The organism is Variovorax sp. VRV01, from assembly GCF_014852545.1.
In the GTDB taxonomy this organism is placed as follows: Bacteria; Pseudomonadota; Gammaproteobacteria; order Burkholderiales; family Burkholderiaceae_C; genus Variovorax; species Variovorax beijingensis_A.
Window position 1 is genome coordinate 141097 of the sequence record NZ_JACVBS010000007.1, and the last position, 17435, is coordinate 158531.

Annotated in this window: 19 protein-coding genes; 15 read left to right on the forward strand and 4 right to left on the reverse strand. The window is 69.7% G+C overall.

The window, feature by feature from the left end; translation table 11 throughout:
• The first annotated feature begins 11 nt into the window (after positions 1-11).
• The 8 genes from IB278_RS14485 to fabG are packed head-to-tail and all read left to right on the forward strand — an operon-like array spanning position 12 to position 8550.
• Positions 12-1718 carry an AMP-binding protein gene (locus tag IB278_RS14485; RefSeq protein WP_145746633.1) on the forward strand — a complete coding sequence of 569 codons (1707 nt, stop codon included), beginning with the start codon at positions 12-14 and terminating at the stop codon, positions 1716-1718.
• Positions 1718-2716 (forward strand): acyl-CoA synthetase, encoded by a 999-nt coding sequence (locus tag IB278_RS14490; RefSeq protein ID WP_145746634.1) that lies wholly within the window; start codon positions 1718-1720, stop codon positions 2714-2716. The genes IB278_RS14485 and IB278_RS14490 overlap by 1 nt, the downstream gene beginning before the upstream one ends.
• Positions 2688-3326, forward strand: coding sequence for a LolA-related protein (locus IB278_RS14495; protein WP_145746635.1), 639 nt, complete (start codon positions 2688-2690; stop codon positions 3324-3326). Before IB278_RS14490 ends, IB278_RS14495 begins: the two co-directional genes overlap by 29 nt.
• Entirely contained in the window at positions 3323-5728 is a 2406-nt protein-coding gene (locus tag IB278_RS14500; RefSeq protein ID WP_192323754.1) for an MMPL family transporter, read from the forward strand. Before IB278_RS14495 ends, IB278_RS14500 begins: the two co-directional genes overlap by 4 nt.
• On the forward strand, positions 5728-6570 hold the full coding sequence (locus tag IB278_RS14505) for a polysaccharide deacetylase family protein (RefSeq protein WP_145746637.1): 843 nt from the start codon (positions 5728-5730) through the stop codon (positions 6568-6570). Before IB278_RS14500 ends, IB278_RS14505 begins: the two co-directional genes overlap by 1 nt.
• Positions 6567-7352: a class I SAM-dependent methyltransferase gene (locus tag IB278_RS14510; protein ID WP_145746638.1), complete on the forward strand. Its 786-nt coding sequence runs from the start codon at positions 6567-6569 to the stop codon at positions 7350-7352. The genes IB278_RS14505 and IB278_RS14510 overlap by 4 nt, the downstream gene beginning before the upstream one ends.
• On the forward strand, positions 7349-7822 hold the full coding sequence (locus tag IB278_RS14515) for a hydroxymyristoyl-ACP dehydratase (protein ID WP_145746639.1): 474 nt from the start codon (positions 7349-7351) through the stop codon (positions 7820-7822). Before IB278_RS14510 ends, IB278_RS14515 begins: the two co-directional genes overlap by 4 nt.
• Positions 7819-8550 carry a 3-oxoacyl-ACP reductase FabG gene (fabG, locus tag IB278_RS14520; protein WP_145746640.1) on the forward strand — a complete coding sequence of 244 codons (732 nt, stop codon included), beginning with the start codon at positions 7819-7821 and terminating at the stop codon, positions 8548-8550. The genes IB278_RS14515 and fabG overlap by 4 nt, the downstream gene beginning before the upstream one ends.
• A gap of 28 nt (positions 8551-8578) precedes the next feature.
• On the opposite strand, the gene IB278_RS14525 is transcribed toward fabG, so the two are convergent.
• From IB278_RS14525 to IB278_RS14540, 4 genes are read right to left on the reverse strand one after another with little or no spacing between them, the layout of a single operon-like run.
• Positions 8579-9355 carry a glycosyltransferase family 2 protein gene (locus tag IB278_RS14525; RefSeq protein WP_145746641.1) on the reverse strand — a complete coding sequence of 259 codons (777 nt, stop codon included), beginning with the start codon at positions 9353-9355 and terminating at the stop codon, positions 8579-8581.
• Positions 9322-10125, reverse strand: a complete 804-nt coding sequence (locus tag IB278_RS14530) for a lysophospholipid acyltransferase family protein (RefSeq protein WP_225612905.1) — start codon at positions 10123-10125, stop codon at positions 9322-9324. Before IB278_RS14530 ends, IB278_RS14525 begins: the two co-directional genes overlap by 34 nt.
• A 30-nt stretch (positions 10126-10155) precedes the next feature.
• The gene (locus IB278_RS14535; RefSeq protein ID WP_145746642.1) at positions 10156-11187 is read right to left on the reverse strand and encodes a Rid family hydrolase; all 1032 of its coding nucleotides are present in this window, start codon (positions 11185-11187) and stop codon (positions 10156-10158) included.
• 2 nt (positions 11188-11189) lie between these two features.
• Entirely contained in the window at positions 11190-11978 is a 789-nt protein-coding gene (locus IB278_RS14540) for a class I SAM-dependent methyltransferase (RefSeq protein ID WP_145746643.1), read from the reverse strand.
• A 117-nt stretch (positions 11979-12095) separates the two neighbouring features.
• On the opposite strand from IB278_RS14540, the gene IB278_RS14545 reads away from it, so the two are divergent.
• Genes IB278_RS14545 through IB278_RS14575 form a run of 7 tightly spaced genes read left to right on the forward strand, consistent with a single transcriptional unit; the run spans position 12096 to position 17432 of the window.
• Positions 12096-12821, forward strand: coding sequence for a YebC/PmpR family DNA-binding transcriptional regulator (locus tag IB278_RS14545; protein ID WP_012747790.1), 726 nt, complete (start codon positions 12096-12098; stop codon positions 12819-12821).
• A gap of 38 nt (positions 12822-12859) precedes the next feature.
• Positions 12860-14158: a phosphoribosylamine--glycine ligase gene (gene purD / locus IB278_RS14550; RefSeq protein WP_192323756.1), complete on the forward strand. Its 1299-nt coding sequence runs from the start codon at positions 12860-12862 to the stop codon at positions 14156-14158.
• Positions 14158-15075, forward strand: a complete 918-nt coding sequence (gene hemF / locus IB278_RS14555; protein ID WP_145746646.1) for an oxygen-dependent coproporphyrinogen oxidase — start codon at positions 14158-14160, stop codon at positions 15073-15075. The genes purD and hemF overlap by 1 nt, the downstream gene beginning before the upstream one ends.
• A complete protein-coding gene (nadD, locus tag IB278_RS14560; protein WP_145746647.1) occupies positions 15072-15701 on the forward strand; it encodes a nicotinate-nucleotide adenylyltransferase in 630 nt (209 codons plus the stop codon). The genes hemF and nadD overlap by 4 nt, the downstream gene beginning before the upstream one ends.
• Positions 15701-16366 carry a ribosome silencing factor gene (gene rsfS, locus IB278_RS14565; protein ID WP_145746648.1) on the forward strand — a complete coding sequence of 222 codons (666 nt, stop codon included), beginning with the start codon at positions 15701-15703 and terminating at the stop codon, positions 16364-16366. Before nadD ends, rsfS begins: the two co-directional genes overlap by 1 nt.
• A complete protein-coding gene (gene rlmH / locus IB278_RS14570) occupies positions 16363-16830 on the forward strand; it encodes a 23S rRNA (pseudouridine(1915)-N(3))-methyltransferase RlmH (RefSeq protein ID WP_012747795.1) in 468 nt (155 codons plus the stop codon). Before rsfS ends, rlmH begins: the two co-directional genes overlap by 4 nt.
• The gene (locus IB278_RS14575; RefSeq protein ID WP_192323758.1) at positions 16827-17432 is read left to right on the forward strand and encodes a Maf family protein; all 606 of its coding nucleotides are present in this window, start codon (positions 16827-16829) and stop codon (positions 17430-17432) included. Before rlmH ends, IB278_RS14575 begins: the two co-directional genes overlap by 4 nt.
• Positions 17433-17435 lie beyond the last annotated feature (3 nt).

A 17435-nucleotide genomic window follows, 5' to 3' on the forward strand; every position in this document is an offset into this window, starting at 1 on the left:
AGGCCGACCGCGTGAGCACCGATACCCGCCTGCTGCCGCTGATCGCCCATCGGGACCTCGATGCACCGCTGGCCTGGCGCGCCGGCGTGCCCGTGAGCACGCGCCAGTTCCTGGCCGACGTGGCCCGCTTCGCGCCGACGCTGCCTGCCGAGGGCAGGGCGGTCAATCTCTGTGTCGACCGCTATGCGTTTGCGGTCGGCCTGGCGGCTGCGCTGGTGCGTGGCCATGCGAGCCTGCTGCCGCCCGACGCGCGGCCCGACACGCTCGCGCGCCTGCTCGAATCCGGCGGCTCGAATCTTTTTGCCCTGATCGATGATGCCGCGCTCGCCACGCCCGGCATGCCGCGCCTGCTGGTCGAATACCGGTGTGGTTCCGAAGGGGCCGGCGTTGAGGTTCCAGCCATCGACGGCGCCATGCATGCCGTGAGCCTGCTGACCTCCGGCTCCACCGGCGCGCCGCAGCCGCATGCCAAGCGCTGGGACACGCTGGTCGGCGATGTCGCGGTGGCCGTGGAACGGCTCTCCAGCCTGCTCGGCCTGCCATCGCTCGCCGGCCTGACGCTGGTTGCGACCGTGCCTGTGCAGCACAGCTACGGGCTGGAGTCGTCGGCGCTGCTGGCCATGCTCGGCGGTGCTGCATTCGACAGCGGACGGCCGTTCTTTCCGGCCGACGTGGCCAGGACGCTGGCCTCGGTGCCGCGGCCGCGCGCGCTGGTCACCACACCTTTCCACCTGAAGACGCTGCTGCTCTCGGGCATCGAGCTGCCGCCGGTCGACCTGGTGCTTTCCGCCACCGCGCCGCTTTCGCCGCAGCTCGCGGCCCAGGCCGAGCAGGCGCTCGGCGGCGTATTGATCGAGATCTACGGCAGCACCGAATCCGGCCAGGTCGCCACCCGCCGCACCACGCAGAGCGAAGTCTGGGACACCTTCGGCGAGATCCGCGTGCATGCCGAAGCAGGCGAGGGCGACGGGGCCGAGCGCTTCATCTTCAGCGGCGACTTCCTGCCCGAGCCCACACCGATGGCCGATGTGCTCGAACTGCTCGACGCGCGCCGCTTCCGCCTGCTGGGCCGCGCCAACGACCTGATCCATGTCGCGGGCCGGCGCAGCTCGCTCGCGCATCTGAACTACCACCTCAACAGCATCGCGGGCGTCGAGGACGGCGCGTTCTGGCTGCCCGACGAAGTGGCCGACGGCGTGGTGCGCCCCGTGGCCTTCGTGGTGGCGCCCACGCTCTCGGCCGGCCAGATCATTGCCGCGCTGCGCCAGCGGCTGGAGCCGGTGTTCGTGCCGCGCCGCGTGGTGCAGGTGAAGGCCTTTCCGCGCGAAGGCACCGGCAAGCTCACGGCGCGTGCGCTGCGCGAATTCGCGCTCGCGCAGCTGGCGGAAGACGACACGCCGGTGCAACTGGCCCATGCGGTGCCCGTTGATCACCCGGCGTTCGCGGGGCACTTCCCCGGCCAGCCGCTGCTGCCGGGAGCGCTGATACTGGCCGAGGTCATGGAAGCCGTGCAGCGCGTGCCGGCGCTGGTCGCCCGGCTGGGCACCCATCCCACGCTCGCGGCCGCCAAGTTCCTGGCGCCCGTGCGGCCGGGCAGCATGCTCTCCATCGAACTGCAGCCCGAGTCCGGCGCCGCGCGCGGCGTGCGCTTCGACGTGCGCTGCGACGGCGTGCTGGCTGTCACCGGCCGCTGGGCCGCCGTGCCAGAGTCTGCGTGATGAACCACACCGACGCCGAGACGCGCGCCGTGAAAGACGCGGCGCAGGCAGGCCAGCGCGGCGACTGGGCGCACGCTCCCGAACGCAGCAACATGCTGGCGCTGCGCTTCATCTGCCTGATGGCACTGGTGTGCGGGCGCCGCATCACGCGCCTGCTGCTGCCGCCGATCAGCCTGTACTTCCTGCTGTTCGCTCCCGCGCCGCGGCGCCACATCAAGCGCTACCTGTTCAGGGCCATCGGCCCGCATGCCGGCTGGCTCGACGGCTACCGCCTGCTGCATGCCTTCGCATCGACGGTGCTCGACCGCGTGTACTTCCTGCGCGGACGCATGGACCTGTTCGATGTCAGGGTCGAGGGCAACCAGGCGCTCGAGGCCGAGGCACTGAAAGGGCGCGGCGCCTTCCTGCTCGGCGCGCACGTCGGCAGCTTCGAGGCCCTGGGCGCCTGCAAGCACAACAGCCGGCACAAGCACGAACTGCGGCTTGCGATGCTGATGTATCCGGACAATGCGCAGCGCATCACGGCCATCCTCAACGCGATCAGCCTGCCCGAGCTGCGGCCCCACGTGATCGCGCTCGGCCGCCCTCATTCGATGCTCGCGCTGCGAGACTGGCTCGACGGCGGCGGGCTCGGCGGCATGCTGGTCGACCGCACCCTGCCGGGCAGCGAGGACCAGCCCGCGCAGCAGCGCGGCAACAACATCGTGCTGCCGTTCCTGGGGCAGCCGGCGAGTTTCAACGACGGCCCGTTCCGCCTGGCGGCGCTGCTGCGGCGCAAGGTGTTCTTCATGGCCGGGCTCTATGGCGGCGGTGCGCGCTACGATGTCCGGTTCGACCTTCTGGCCGACTTCAGCGAGCGGGCATCCGATCCCGCCGAGCGGGAACGCCGCATCCGCGCGGCGGTCGAAGCCTACGTGGCGCGCCTCGATGCCCTGTGCCGCGCGTATCCCTACAACTGGTTCAACTTTCATGATTTCTGGCTCGAAGATTCGGTTTGACTGGCTTTGCAGGAGCCTGCTGCTGGCACTGGCCTGCTGCGCCGCGCCGGCGTGGGCCTTCGACCTGCCCGACCTGATGGGGCTGCTTGCCAAGCAGAAGGGCGGCGAGGCCCGCTTCACCGAGCAGCGCTTCGTGCACGGCCTCGAAGGCCCGCTCGACGCGCGCGGCACACTGAGCTTCGATGCGCCCGACAAGCTGGTGCGGCGCACCTTGTCGCCGCGCGTGGAGACCATGGCGGTCGAAGGCAACACGCTGACGCTCTCACGCGGCGGCCGCAACCGCACCCTCACGCTCGACAGCATGCCCGAGCTGCTCGGCCTGGTCGAAGCCATGCGCGGCACGCTGAGCGGCGACGGCGCCACCCTGCAGCGCTATTTCCGCAGCACGGTGAGCGGTTCGGCCGCCAACTGGACGCTCGACCTGCTGCCGGCCGACAGCCGGCTCGCGGCCCAGGTGCGCAGCATCCGCATCAGCGGCCGCGCCAGCGAAGTGCTGGGCCTTGAAATGGAGTTCGTCGGCGGCGACCGCTCGGTGATGAGTATCACGCCCGAGCGCCAAAGCGCCGCACCCACCGCGCCTTCGGGCGCTGCCGGGCGCACCACGCCGTGAGGGCGCGCGGGACCGCGGGGGAGGGGCCGCCGGACTGGCAGCGCCGGGCACTGGTGCTGCTGGCCTGGGCACTGGTGCTGCTCGGCGGCGCACTGCAGATCGCGCGCACGCAGTTCAGCGCAGACCTTTCCGCTTTCCTGCCCAAGAGCCCCGACGCGCGGCAGCAGGTGCTCATCGAGCAGCTGCAAAGCGGCGTGGCATCGCGCACGCTGATGCTCGGCATCGAGGGCGGCGCGAGCGCGCAGCAGCGCGCGGCCGTGTCGCGCGCGTTGGCCAGGTCCATGCGCGAGAGCCGGCTGTTCGACCTGATCCAGAACGGCGACACCGGCGACTGGAGCGAGGCCGGCACCTGGGTCTTCGCGCACCGCTACCAGCTTTCGCCGGGCGTGAGGCCCGAACATTTCACTGCCGAAGGCCTGCGCGACGCGATCTACGAAACGCTGTCGATGCTGGGCACGCCGGCCGGCAACGCGATCAAACCCTTGCTCGACCGCGATCCCACCGGCGAGACCCAGCGCATTGCCGTGGAGCTGACGCCGGCCAGCGCACCGCGCAGCGAAGACGGCGTCTGGATGTCGCGCAGCGCGCCGCGCGCGCTCATGATCGCCACCACGCGTGCGGCGGGCAGCGATCTCGATGCCCAGTCGAAGGCCATTGCAAGCGTGCATGCGGCTTTCGACACCGCCACGCGCGGCATGGACGAAGCCACCCGGCCGAAGCTGCTGCTGAGCGGCCCGCCCGTGTTCTCGGTGCTGAGCCGCGACAAGATCAAGACCGAGGCGATCCACCTCGCGATCGTGGGCGGCATCGTGATGGGCGGCCTGCTGCTGCTGGCCTTTGCGTCGCCGCGCGCGCTGGTCATCGCCTTCCTGCCCGTGGCCACCGGCGTGGTGGTGGGGACCGCGGCGGTCAGCGTGGTGTTCGGCTCGGTGCACGGCATGACGCTGGGCTTCGGCAGCACGCTGATCGGCGAGACCGTCGACTACGCCATCTACTACCTGATCCAGGCGCGTGGCGCGGCCGTGGCCGGCACCGGCTGGGCGCGCTGGCGCGAGGTGCACTGGCCCACCGTGCGGCTCGGGCTGCTGACCTCGGTGTGCGGCTTCGCGGCGCTGGTGTTCTCGGGCTTCCCGGGTCTGGCGCAGCTGGGCGTGTTCTCCATCGCAGGGCTCGTGGCCGCGGCGCTGGCCACGCGCTACGCATTGCCCGTGCTCGCACCCGATGGCGCCACCGGCATGGGCATGCGCCGGTACATGGCGCACGCGGCCGGCGTGCTGGTGCGCGGCCTGCCGCACCTGCGCTGGGTGCTCGCCGGGCTCGGCGTGGCAGCGCTGGTGCTGGTCATCTGGCAGGGCGGCCATCTGTGGCGCGCCGACCTCGGCGCCATGAGCCCGGTGCCCAAGTCGGCCCAGCAGCTCGACGAGATGCTGCGCGCCGACATCGGCACCGGTGACGGCGGCACGCTGGTCGTGGTCTACGGCGCCGATGAAGAAAGCGCACTGCGCAACACCGAAGCCGCCACCGCGCGGCTCGAGGCACTCGTTGACAAAGGCGAGCTTGGCGGCTTCGAGGCCGTGACGCGCGTATTGCCGAGCATCGCGACCCAGTCGGCCCGGCTCGCCAGCCTGCCCGACGGCGACACGCTGCGCACCCGGCTGGCCGAGGCCACGCAGGGCTCGCCGCTGCCGGCCGCACGCCTCGGGCCCTTCCTGGCCGATGTCGAAGCCGCGCGCAAGCTCGCGCCCGTGCGGCGCGCCGACCTGGCGGACGGCCCGCTCGGTTCGGTCGTCAACACGCTCATGTACCAGCGCCCCGGCGGCGGCTGGTCGACGCTGGTGGTGCTGCACCCCGGGGCGAAGTTCGACGCGCGCCGGCTCGAAGCGGCGCTGGCGGGTGTGCCCGAGGTGCAGGTGGTCGATGTGGGCCGCGAACTCGCGGGGCTCTACCAGCGCTACCTGCACGAGGCCTTCGTGCAGGTGCTGCTCGGCGCGCTGGCGGTGGTGGTGCTGCTCGGCATCTACCTGCGCTCGGGCCGGCGCCTTCTCGCGGTGTGCCAGCCGCTGGTCTTCGCGGTGGTGCTCACCCTGGGCGGCATGGCCGTGCTGCAGGTGCCGCTGGGCATCCTGCACCTGGTGGGGCTGCTGCTGATCGTGGCGGTGGGCTCCAACTACGCGCTGTTCTTCGACCAGCTGCGCGTGGCCGGGCGGGCCGACGAGGACACGCTGGCGTCGCTGATGCTGGCCAACCTGACCACGGTGGTGTCCTTCGGGCTGATCGCGATCTCGGACATTCCGGCGCTGTCGTCGATCGGCCGCGTGGTGGCGCCGGGCGCCTTGCTGGCATTGCTGCTGTCGGCCGCGTTCGCACGCCGCGTGGCGCCCACGCCGCCCGGGCGCGGCTGATGGGAAAATCCCGCGCCATGCCGTCCGCCTCTGCCGCTCCGACCGAATCCTGGCCCTGGCCGCTTGCCATTCGTGCCAGCGCGGCCTGGCACGTGGCGGCCATCGGTGCCGGCGCCATGGTGCCGGGCGCCATGCCCTGGGCGATCGGCGCGATTGCGCTGAACCACGCGCTGATCACCGGCGCGGGGCTCACGCCGCGCAGCAGCCTGCTGGGCCCCAATGTCACGCGCCTGCCCGAAGCCGCCGGTGCCCGGCGCCAGGTGGCCATCACCATCGACGACGGGCCCGATCCCGAGGTCACGCCCCGGGTGCTCGACCTGCTGGACGCACATGGCCAGCGCGCCACCTTCTTCTGCATTGCCGAGCGCGCGCTGGCCCACCCGGCGCTGGCGCGCGAGATCGTGGCGCGGGGCCACAGCATCCAGAACCACACGGCGCGGCACCGGCACAATTTTTCATTCCTCGGGCCGCGCGGCTTCGCGAGCGAGATCGCGCGCGCGCAGGACATCCTGGCCGACACCACCGGCCAGCGCCCGACCTGCTTCCGCGCGCCGGCGGGCCTGCGCAATCCATTCCTCGAGCCGGTGCTGCACCGGCTGGGCCTGTCGCTCGTGAGCTGGACGCGCCGCGGCTTCGACACACGCGAAGGCGATCCCGCCAAGGTCATGGCGCGCCTGGGCCGCAAGCTGCAGGCGCGCGACATCCTGCTTCTGCACGACGGCAACGCCGCGCGCACCCCTTTGGGAAACCCTGTATTGCTGGAGGTATTGCCCTTGCTTTTCGAACGCCTGCGCGCCGAGCGCCTGCACGCCGTCACCCTGCCGGAAGGCCTTGGATCATGAGTGCGGTGCTGCCTTCTTCTTCATCATCGGCACCTTCTTCCACCGATGCCGCCTGGCGCGAGCTTCACGAGGCCGCCACCGTTCCCTACAAGAAGGGCGGCAGCTTCGCCTGGCATTTCGCGCGCGGCAAGCTGGGACGCGATCCGGTGTTCCGCGGGCTGCTCGAACGCGGGCTGATCGATGCGGCGCACCGCCGCGTGGTCGACATCGGCTGCGGGCAGGGGCTCTTCGCGAGCCTGCTCGCATCGATGAGCCGCATGCAGGCGCACGGCCGATGGCCCTCGTCGTGGAAGCCCACGCCGCCAGCCGCTGACTACACGGGCATCGAGCTGATGCCCAAGGACGTGGCGCGCGCCGAGGCTTCCATCGGGCATCTGCAGCCGGCGCCGCGGCTGGTCTGCGCCGACATGTGCTCGGTGCCGCTGCCCGAATGCGACCTGGTCGTGATTCTCGACGTGCTGCACTACGTGGGCATCGAAGCACAGGACGGCGTCTTGCGGCGCGTACACGACGCGCTTCGGCGCGGCGGCAATGCGAACGCCCGGCTGCTGCTGCGCGTGGGCGATGCATCGAGCAAGCGTGGCTTCGCCATCAGCCAGTGGGTCGACCGCACCGTGACGCGCATCCGCGGCCACAAGGTGTCGCCCACCTGGGGTCGGCCGCTGTCCGACTGGGTGGCGGCGCTGCAGCGGCTGGACTTTCGCGTCCAGAGCATTCCGATGAGCAAAGGAACGCCCTTTGCCAACGTGCTGCTGGTGGCCGACCTGGAGCGCCGCGCGTGACCAGGGCTGCGCAGACGCTCGACCGCGCCGGCATTGCCGAGCGCATTCCGCACAGCGGCAGCATGTGCCTGCTCGACCGGCTCGAAGGCTGGGATGCCGAGTCCATTCAGTGCAGCACCCGCACGCATGCGCTACCGGACAACCCGCTGCGAACGGCGGGCGGCCTGCTCGCGCCCAACGCCATCGAATACGCGGCGCAAGCCATGGCGCTGCACGGCGGTCTGCTGGCTGCCGAGGGAAGCGCGCCGTCGGCCGGCTTCCTCGCAAGCGCGCGCAACGTGCGCCTGTCGGTGGTGCGGCTCGACGACATCGACGGTGCGCTGCAGGTGCAGGCGCGCCGCCTGTCGGGCGACACCAACCAGATCCTCTACGAATTCGCGGTGAGCGACAGCGGCGCCCGCGTGCTGGCCGAAGGCCGCGCGGTGGTGGTGCTGAATACGCCGCTGGCAACCGGAGCCCACGCACCATGACGCTCGAAGGAAAACGCGCACTGATCACCGGCGCCAGCGGTGCCTTGGGCGCCGCCATGGCCGAGCGCCTGGCGCGCGATGGCGCCACGGTGCTGCTGCACGCCAACTCGCGCCCCGAAGCGGTGGAGCAACTGGCGGCCGCCATTGCAGCTGCGGGCGGCAAGGCCGAATGCCATGTGTTCGACCTGCGCAGCGACGATGCCTGCCGCGTGGCCTGCGAGCGCATGCTCGAAGGCGGGCCGGTCCAGATCGTCGTCAACAACGCCGGCGTGCACGACGACGCCGTGCTGCCCGGCATGCGCGCCGACCAGTGGCACAAGGTCATCGACGTCTCGCTCAACGGATTCTTCCGCGTGACGCAGCCCTTGCTGCTGCCGATGATGCGCACCCGCTGGGGGCGCGTTCTCAATATTTCGTCCGTTTCGGCGCTGACGGGCAACCGCGGGCAGGTCAACTATGCCGCCGCCAAGGGGGCGCTCAACAGCGCGACCAAGGCGCTGTCGCTCGAAGTGGCATCGCGCGGCGTGACCGTCAACGCCATTGCGCCCGGCATCATCGCCTCGCCGATGGCCGATGCGGCCTTCGACCCCGCCATGGTCAACCAGATGGTGCCGATGAAGCGCGCCGGCACGCCGCAGGAAGTGGCGGCGCTGGCATCGTTCCTGGCCAGCGACGAGGCGGCCTACATCACGGGGCAGGTGATCTCGATCAATGGCGGGATGATCTAGCCGCCGCACTCATCAAGCTTCGCGTTCGTCAGGCCTGGAAGGGGGGCAGGCGCCGGGCCTTGCGCCAAAGTAGTCCGGGCAGGCGCAACACGAATTCGACCATCAGGCGCGCGTGCATCCACGTCAGCAGCACGTTGTCGCGCCCATAGCGAAAGTGCGACACCCCGCCTTCCTCGGCGGTCAGGTACTTCACCGGCGCGTCGATGTTCACGGGCTTGACGCCGCGCCAGGCGAGCCGCACGACGGCTTCGGTGTCGAAGTCGAAGCGCCGCATCCACGGCTGCCGCGCCATCACGGCGATCAGGTCGGCCACCGGGTACACGCGGAATCCGTAAAGCGAATCGCCAACGCCCGCAAACAGGGTCTCGAGCTGGGTCCAGCCGTTCGACACGCGCCGTCCGCGCACGCGCAGCAGCGGGGCGGAGGCATCGAACACCGGCCGGCCCAGCACCATGGTCTCGGGCCGCGCCTTCGATGCGTTCATGAAGGCAGGAATCAGGTCGGCCGGATGCTGGCCGTCCGAATCCATGGTCAGCGCGTGCGTGAAGCCGGCCTCGCGCGCCGCACGCAGGCCATGCAGCACGGCCGCACCCTTGCCCTGGTTCTGCGGCAGCAGCCAGACCCGCAGGCCCGGGTCGCCGGCGGCCATCTGCTGCAGGCGCTCGCCCGTGCCGTCGGTGCTGCCGTCCACCACCACCCAGACCGGGTTCCACTGCGCGCGCGCTGCTTCGACCGTGGAGAACAGGCGTTCGCCCGTGTTGTAGCTGGGGATCAGGACAAGGTGTGTGCGCGAGGCGTCTGGCATGCGGGGGACGCGTCGGTGGCGCGCTGTTCCATGTGTTGGCGAAAGTATTGTTCCAGCTCCGATTGCAGCACGTGGCTGTCCTGCATGGGCGCGAAGCGCTGGCCCAGCCGGAGCCTGAAGACGATGGGCAGCGGCGGCACGCGCCACAGCGGCCAGCCTTTGCTCAGGTAGGGCGAGTCGGTCTCGATGAACACGGTCTGGATCGGCGCTTGCGCGAGCTTGGCGATCAGCGTCACGCCGGGGCCGAAGGGGTTGAGCGGCGGCGTCACGGTGCGCGTGCCTTCCGGAAAGATCACCAGCTGGCCGCCGTTGCGCAGGTCGGCCACCGCCAGGCGCACCATGGTGCGGGCCGATTCGTTGCTGATGTAGCGCGCCAGCCGCGCCCCCGCGCCCAGGAAGATGTTGCGCAGCAGGTCGGCCTTCATGATGCAGGCGCTGCGCGGCAGCCGCGCCACCAGCAGCAGCGCGTCGAGCATGGTCGGGTGGTTGGCCACGAAGATCACGCCCGGCTCGTTGCGCATCGGGTCGAGGCAGCTGGCGTCGATGCGCATCATCCCGGTCACCGAGGCCAGGCCCCAGAACATGCGGTAGGCGAAGGCGATGGTCAGGCGGCCCAGCGTGCGCGCAGGCGCCTCGGGCATCACCGGGTAGAGCAGCATTGCCACCAGGTTCCAGGCCAGCGAGATCAGCCCCAGGAACAGCAGCAGCGCGTAGAGCATCAACGCAAGCGGAATGGCCGTGAGAATGCGCAGCACGCGGTTCATCGACATGGGGTTGCCGGTCCGATCGATCGCGCCGGGTCAGGCCCGCAGGCGACCCGGGGCGACGGCGTGGGCTTCGATCTCGACCAGCAGGTCGCTGCGGCAGATGTCCGCTTCCAGGTAGACCGCGTGGCGGATCATCGGCGCGTCGGCACCGAGCGCGCTCTGGAGCACGCCGCGCACCTTGTCGGTATCGGCCGGATGCCGCACGTAGACCACGCAGTCGAGCATGGCGAGCGCGAAGGCGGCCGTGGCCTGGTTGTTGGCGGCCGCGATCACGGCTTCGAGGTTGCGCAGCGTTTCGCGCGTCTGCTCCAGCACGTCGCCATGGTGCACGGTTTCATGGCCCACGATGCTCGCGGTGCCCGATATGAAAAGCGCCACGTCGCCATTGCCGATCTCGGCCAGAGCGGCGCGCGAGAAGGTGGGCGAGCGCGGGCCGTAGGTCTCGGGGTAGCGGTAGGCCGAGACCTGGCGCGGGTTTTCGACCGGCCGGGGCGCGGCCTGGCCGGCCAGGAAGCGGATCGACAGCGCGCCCTGGTGGATGCCCAGCGCACACGCCGCGGGCGCACCCTCGAAGGCGGCACGGCCGGCCTCGAAGAAGGCTTCCTGGCGCCCGAGGTTGAACTGGCGGTAGCGCTCCAGCCCGCCGCCGTCGGCATTGATCTGCGGCAGGTAGTTCCAGATGCGCAGCAGGTGCGGCGCGCCGGCCTGGTCGAGGGTTTTGAACAGGTCGCGGTAGGCGCGATGCGAGAGCTCGGCAAGATCCTGCTTCTCGACCGATTCGTCGAGGTCGATGGCGCCGAGCAGCCACTGGCCGTCGCTGCGCCAGCGGGCGATGCCGGTGGTGCCCGATTCGACTCGCCCGCCGGTCACGTGCCACACGTCCGCCATCGCGCCTTGTCCGGAAAGAACGCGCGCATTGACGGTCGGCATCCATGCCAGTTCATGCGGCGTGCCGTAGCCGAGTGCCGCAAAAGGCGCGCTGCCGTTGGCGGCCAGCGCAAGGCTGGCCGGCAGCGAAAGGCGCTCGACGCGCAGAGAGGAGGGGGTTTCGCCCTGGACTCGCACGGTCAGCCGGCCTCGATGGTGTTTTCTGGCTTGCGCGCCATGTACTCGGAGAACACGCCAAGGCTCGCCTGGCGGCGCACGTCGGTGAAGCCCGCGGCGCGCAATGCCTCCAGCACGCGATCCGGCGGAATGCAGGCTTCGATGGTGTCCCAGTAATAGCGCCACAACTCCGAGGTGTTGCTGCGGCGGCCGACCACCCGCGCGATCAGCGGCACCACGGCGCGCATGTAGCCCTTGAGCAGGGCCGTGGCGATGCGGCCCTCCGGCTTGGTGATTTCGAGCACCACCAGGCGGCCGCCGGGGCGCAGCACGCGGTGGAATTCGCCGAACGCGGCCGCCACGTCGCTGATGTGGCGCATGGCGTAGCCCATGCTCACGAAATCGCAGCTGGCGTCCGGCCGGGGCAGTGCTTCCGCCACGCCCTGGACCAGCTCGACGCCCGGCAGGTCGACCTGCTCCATCATGCCCACGCTGGGGTCGACGCCGACCAGCTTGCCCTTGGGGCCGATGATCCTGAGCGCCTCGCGGGCGACCAGCCCGGTGCCGATGCCGACGTCGAGCACCTGCGCGCCCGGCGCAAGCCCGGCCTGCGAGAGGGCGGCGCGGCGGTACGACGGCCCGGTGCCGAAGGCCAGCACGCTCTCGATGCGGTCGTAGTCGGCGGCGGTGCTGTCGAAGATCCGCCGCAGGAACGCCTGGTGCTCCGCCTCGTTCTTGTAGTACAGCGGTAATGGGGTGTGCGGCGGCAGGATGGTCGGATTCCCGGGCCCGACGGAAGGCGATGGCGTCATCGAAGGATTATCACCAAAAGACCTTGCCGCTTTGGCGCTGGCGCGCCGGCCGTTGTGCGCGCCGGACAGTAAACTCGGAGCTTGCTTTGAAAACACAAGACAGCGAGATAGAAAGCCATGGCCGGACACAGCAAATGGGCAAACATTCAGCACCGGAAGGGCCGCCAGGACGAGAAGCGCGGCAAGCTCTGGACCCGCGCCATCCGTGAAATCACCGTGGCTGCCCGCGCCGGCGGGGGCGACCTCAGCGCCAACCCGCGGCTGCGGCTGGCGGTCGAGAAGGCCAAGGCGGTCAACCTGCCGATCGACACCGTCAAGCGCAACATCGACAAGGCCACCGGCAACCTCGAAGGCGTCAATTACGAAGAAATTCGTTACGAAGGGTACGGCATCGGCGGCGCGGCGATCATCGTCGACACCATGACCGACAACCGCGTGCGCACCGTGGCCGAAGTGCGCCACGCCTTCTCCAAGCACGGCGGCAACATGGGCACCGAAGGCTCGGTGGCCTTCCAGTTCAAGCACTGCGGCCAGATCATCTTCGCCCCGGGCACCAATGAAGACAAGGTGATGGAAGCCGCGCTCGAAGCCGGCGCCGAGGACGTGGTCACCGACGACGACGGCGCCATCGAGGTGATCACCGCCGTCGCCGATTTCGAGGCCGTCAAGAATGCGCTCGAAGCCGCCGGCCTCAAGCCCGAGGTGGCCGAGGTCACCATGCGTGCCGAAAACACGATCGAACTGACCGGCGAGGACGCGGCCAGGATGCAGAAGCTGCTCGATGTGCTCGAAGACCTGGACGACGTCCAGGAGGTCTATCACAACGCCGCGCTCTCCGAATGAATGAACATTGATCCACAGCGAATGAAGAAGGCCCACGAATGAAGGTACTGGTAATTGGAGGAGGGGGCCGGGAACACGCATTGGCGTGGCGGTTGGCGCAGGCCAGCCGGGTCAGCCGCGTGTACGTGGCGCCGGGCAACGGCGGCACCGTGAGCGACGAGCGCTACGACTGCATCGACATCACCGAGCCCGCCGCGCTGCGCGAGTGGGCGGCCAAGGAAAAGATCGCGCTCACCGTCGTCGGCCCCGAGGCGCCGCTGGCGGCCGGCGTGGTGGACGAATTCCGCGCGCACGGCCTGCGCATCTTCGGCCCCACGCAGGCCGCCGCGCAGCTCGAGAGCTCCAAGGCCTTTTCCAAGGCCTTCATGAAGCGCCACAAGATTCCCACCGCCGAGTACGAAGCCTTCACCGACGCCGCGGCGGCACACGCCTACATCGACGCCAAGGGCGCGCCGATCGTCGTCAAGGCCGATGGCCTGGCCGCCGGCAAGGGCGTGGTGGTGGCCATGACTGCGCAGGAGGCGCACGAGGCCGTCGACTTCATGCTGGTCGACAACAAGTTCGGCGTGTCCCACAACGACGGCGGCGCGCGCGTGGTCATCGAAGAATTCCTTCAGGGCGAGGAAGCCAGCTTCATCGTGCTGTGCGACGGCAAGAACGTGACCGCGCTGGCCACCAGCCAGGATCACAAGCGCCTGCTCGACAACGACGAAGGCCCCAACACCGGCGGCATGGGCGCCTACTCGCCCGCGCCCGTGGTCACGGCCGAGGTGCATGCGCGCGCGATGCGCGAGATCATCCTGCCGACCATCCGCGGCATGGAAAAGGACGGCATCCCGTACACCGGCTTCCTCTACGCCGGCCTCATGATCGACGCGTCGGGGCACCCCAAGACGCTCGAGTTCAATTGCCGCATGGGCGACCCCGAGACGCAGCCGATCATGATGCGGCTCAAGTCCGACCTGTTCGAAGTGTTCTGGCACGCCACCGACGGCACGCTCGACCAGGTCGAACTGCAGTGGGACCGGCGCGTGGCGCTGGGCGTGGTGATGGCGGCGCATGGCTATCCGCTCTCGCCGCGCAAGGGCGACCGCATCACCGGCATTCCGGCCGAGGCGCCCGATGCCGTGGTGTTCCACGCCGGCACCACCCAGCAGGACGGCGAGCTCAAGACGAGCGGCGGCCGCGTGCTGTGCGTGACCGTGCTGGCCGACAGCGTGAAGCTCGCGCAGCAGCGGGCCTACGAAGTCGCCGCGCGCATCAGCTTCGACGGCGCGCAATACCGCAAGGACATCGGATACCGCGCGGTCCACGCGCGCAACAGCCCGCACGCCTGATGCAACAGACCAACCCGGCAGCGGTCGGCGACTACCTGCGCAAGCTGCAGCAGGAGATCGTTGCGGCCGTCGAGGCGGCCGATGGCGGTGCCTGCGTGCGCGACGCCTGGCAAAAGGAGCCCGGCGAGGCACTGCAGGGCAGCGGCCTCACCTGCATCCTGGAGGGCGGGGCGCTGTTCGAGCGCGCGGGTTGCGGTTTCTCGCAGGTGCGCGGGCCCAGGCTGCCGCCCTCGGCCACGCAGAACCGGCCCGAGCTTGCGGGCGCGCCCTTCGAAGCCATGGGCGTTTCGCTGGTATTCCATCCGCGCAATCCCTACGTGCCCATCGTCCACATGAACGTGCGCATGCTGGCTGCGCTGCCCGAGGGCAGGGATCCGGTGTGCTGGTTCGGCGGCGGCATGGACCTCACGCCCTGCTATGGCTTCGAGGAAGACGCCGTTCACTTCCATACGGTATGCCGCGACGCGCTGGCGGCCTTCGGCGACGACAAGTACCCGCGCTTCAAGACCTGGTGCGACGAATATTTCTTCCTCAAGCACCGCAACGAACAGCGCGGCATCGGCGGCATCTTCTTCGACGACTTCGCCGAGGGCGGATTCGACAACGGCTTTGCCATGCTGCGCTCCGTGGGCGATGCCTTCCTGCCGGCCTACCTGCCCATCGTGGAGCGCCGCCGCGCCATGCCATGGGGCGAGCGCGAGCGGGCGTTCCAGCTCTACCGGCGCGGACGCTACGTGGAGTTCAACCTCGTGTGGGACCGCGGCACGCACTTCGGCCTGCAGTCGGGCGGGCGCACCGAATCGATCCTGCTGTCGATGCCGCCGCTGGCCAGCTGGGCCTACCGGCAGCAGCCGGAGCCGGGCACCCCCGAAGCCGCGCTGTACAGCGACTTCATCGTGCGGCGCGACTGGTTGTGAATCCCTCCGGCAAGGCCCCGCGCATCGGTGTCTTCGGCGGTGCCTTCGACCCGCCGCACAACGCCCATGTGGCACTGGCCGAGGCAGCGCTTGCGCAACTCGATCTGGCTGAACTGCATGTCATTCCCACGGGGCAGGCCTGGCACAAGAGCAGGACGCTCACACCGGCACAAGACCGCCTCTCGATGACGCGGCTGGCGTTTTCTGGGTTGAAGGGCACCGTGGTAGTCGACAGCCGCGAAGTGTTGCGCGACGGCCCCACCTACACGCTCGACACCCTGCATGAATTGCAGCAGGAACAGCCCGGAGCCGAGCTCGTCCTGATCATGGGCGCCGACCAGGCCAGCGCGTTGCCGACGTGGCACGGCTGGCAGGCTATACTCGGCATTGCTATTGTTTCTGTAGCGTATCGCGCATTATCGGCGGGCGGCACTGCTCGTTTTGATCCGAAGATGCTGCCCGGCCTGCCGGCTGGCGCGCATTTCGAGGCGCTCGAATTGCCGGCCATGGACATCAGCGCCACCGACATACGGCGGCGTGCGGCGCTTGGCGAGGACATTTCCTCGCTGGTTCCGTCCGCCGTTGCACGCTATATTGACCAACACCACCTTTACCGCCCTGCCTGATGACCACTGAAGCCGCCGCCAAGAAAGACACCCAGAAACTCCAGCGAGCCATCATCGATGGTCTCGAAGACGTCAAGGCGCAGGACATCCAGGTTTTCGACACCGAGCATCTCTCACCGCTGTTCGAACGCGTGATCGTGGCCTCGGGCACCTCCAACCGGCAGACCAAGGCGCTGGCCGCCAGCGTGCGCGATGCCGTGCGCGAAGCCGGTTTTGGCAAGCCGCGCATCGAGGGCGAGGACAACGGCGAGTGGATCATCGTGGACTGCGGCGCGGCCGTCGCGCACATCATGCAGCCCGCCATCCGCCAGTACTACCACCTCGAGGAGATCTGGGGCGACAAGCCGGTGCGCGCCAAGCTCGGCGGCACCAAGCCGGCACTTGCAACCGCCGCCAAGGTGATCGAAGAGAAGAAGCCGGTGGCGGCCAAGATGCCCAACCTGCGCCGTGCCAGCGCGGCCAAGACCGCCATCCGCGCGGCCGAGCAGGAGGCCAAGGCCGAGAAGGCCAGCCGGAGCCCGGCAAAGAAAACCGCCGCCAAGAAGGCGCCGGCCAAAAAGACCACGACCGCGCGCGTGCCCGTCAAGGTGGTCGGCAAGCCAGCGGCGAAGAAGCCTGCGGCCAAGAAGGCGCCTGCCAAGAAGGCGCCTGCCCGCCGCGCATGAAGCTGCTGGTGGTCGCCGTCGGGCAGCGCATGCCCGACTGGGCGCAGACTGCCTGGGACGACTACGCCAAGCGCTTCCCGCCCGAGCTCAAGCTCGAACTGCGCGCCGTCAAGACCGAACCCCGCGGCTCCAAGTCGCTCGAGACGCTCTACGCGGCCGAACGCGAACGCATCGAGGGCGCCATCGCCAAGGGCATGCGCATCGTCGTGCTCGATGAGCGCGGCACCGCGCTCACCACCAAGGCGCTGGCCGCGCGGCTGCAGGCCTGGCAAGGCGAGGGCGACGACGTGGCCCTTGTGATCGGCGGCCCCGATGGCCTCGACCCCGCCTTCAAGGCCGCGGCCCATGAACGCATCCGCCTGTCCGACCTGACCCTGCCGCACGCGATGGCGCGTGTGCTCCTCGTGGAGCAGCTGTACCGGGCCTGGTCGGTCAACGCGGGCCATCCGTACCACCGGGAATGAGCGCCGGCTTCATCTACCTTGCATCGCAGAGCCCGCGCCGCGCCCAACTGCTGGGCCAGCTTGGCGTTCGCCACGAACTGTTGCTGGCTGGCGCCGACGAAGACGCCGAATCGCTCGAAGCGGTGCTGCCCGGTGAATCGCCGACCGCCTACGTGCAGCGCGTGACGGGCCTGAAGCTCGATGCGGCAGTCGTGCGGCGCCAGCGCCTGGGACTCTCCGATGCGCCGGTGCTCTGCGCCGACACCACGGTGGCCCTCGGCCGCACCATCCTCGGCAAGCCCGAGGATGCGCGCGATGCCGAGCGCATGCTCGCGCTTCTGTCGGGTGCCACGCATCGCGTGCTGACGGCCGTGGCGCTGCAGCATGGCCGCCGCCGCCATGCGGCGCTCAGCGTGTCGCGCGTGCGCTTCGCGGCCATGACCCGCAAGCAGATCGCGCGCTATGCCGCCAGCGGCGAGCCGCTCGGCAAGGCCGGCGCCTATGCGATCCAGGGCGCGGCGGCTGCGCACATCGAGCACATCAGCGGGTCCTATTCGGGCATCATGGGACTCCCGATGTTCGAGACCGCGCAGCTTCTTCGCAGCGCCGGTTTCAATACCTAAGAA

Coding starts and splice junctions, on each gene's coding strand:
- IB278_RS14495 (WP_145746635.1), top strand. CDS start 2,688: ATGATTTCTGGCTCGAAGATTCGGTTTGACTGGCTTTGCAGGAGCCTG.
- rsfS (WP_145746648.1), top strand. CDS start 15,701: ATGACCACTGAAGCCGCCGCCAAGAAAGACACCCAGAAACTCCAGCGA.
- fabG (WP_145746640.1), top strand. CDS start 7,819: ATGACGCTCGAAGGAAAACGCGCACTGATCACCGGCGCCAGCGGTGCC.
- IB278_RS14505 (WP_145746637.1), top strand. CDS start 5,728: ATGGGAAAATCCCGCGCCATGCCGTCCGCCTCTGCCGCTCCGACCGAA.
- rlmH (WP_012747795.1), top strand. CDS start 16,363: ATGAAGCTGCTGGTGGTCGCCGTCGGGCAGCGCATGCCCGACTGGGCG.
- IB278_RS14525 (WP_145746641.1), bottom strand. CDS start 9,355: ATGCCAGACGCCTCGCGCACACACCTTGTCCTGATCCCCAGCTACAAC.
- purD (WP_192323756.1), top strand. CDS start 12,860: ATGAAGGTACTGGTAATTGGAGGAGGGGGCCGGGAACACGCATTGGCG.
- IB278_RS14510 (WP_145746638.1), top strand. CDS start 6,567: ATGAGTGCGGTGCTGCCTTCTTCTTCATCATCGGCACCTTCTTCCACC.
- IB278_RS14575 (WP_192323758.1), top strand. CDS start 16,827: ATGAGCGCCGGCTTCATCTACCTTGCATCGCAGAGCCCGCGCCGCGCC.
- hemF (WP_145746646.1), top strand. CDS start 14,158: ATGCAACAGACCAACCCGGCAGCGGTCGGCGACTACCTGCGCAAGCTG.
- IB278_RS14540 (WP_145746643.1), bottom strand. CDS start 11,978: ATGACGCCATCGCCTTCCGTCGGGCCCGGGAATCCGACCATCCTGCCG.
- IB278_RS14490 (WP_145746634.1), top strand. CDS start 1,718: ATGAACCACACCGACGCCGAGACGCGCGCCGTGAAAGACGCGGCGCAG.
- IB278_RS14530 (WP_225612905.1), bottom strand. CDS start 10,125: ATGTCGATGAACCGCGTGCTGCGCATTCTCACGGCCATTCCGCTTGCG.
- IB278_RS14545 (WP_012747790.1), top strand. CDS start 12,096: ATGGCCGGACACAGCAAATGGGCAAACATTCAGCACCGGAAGGGCCGC.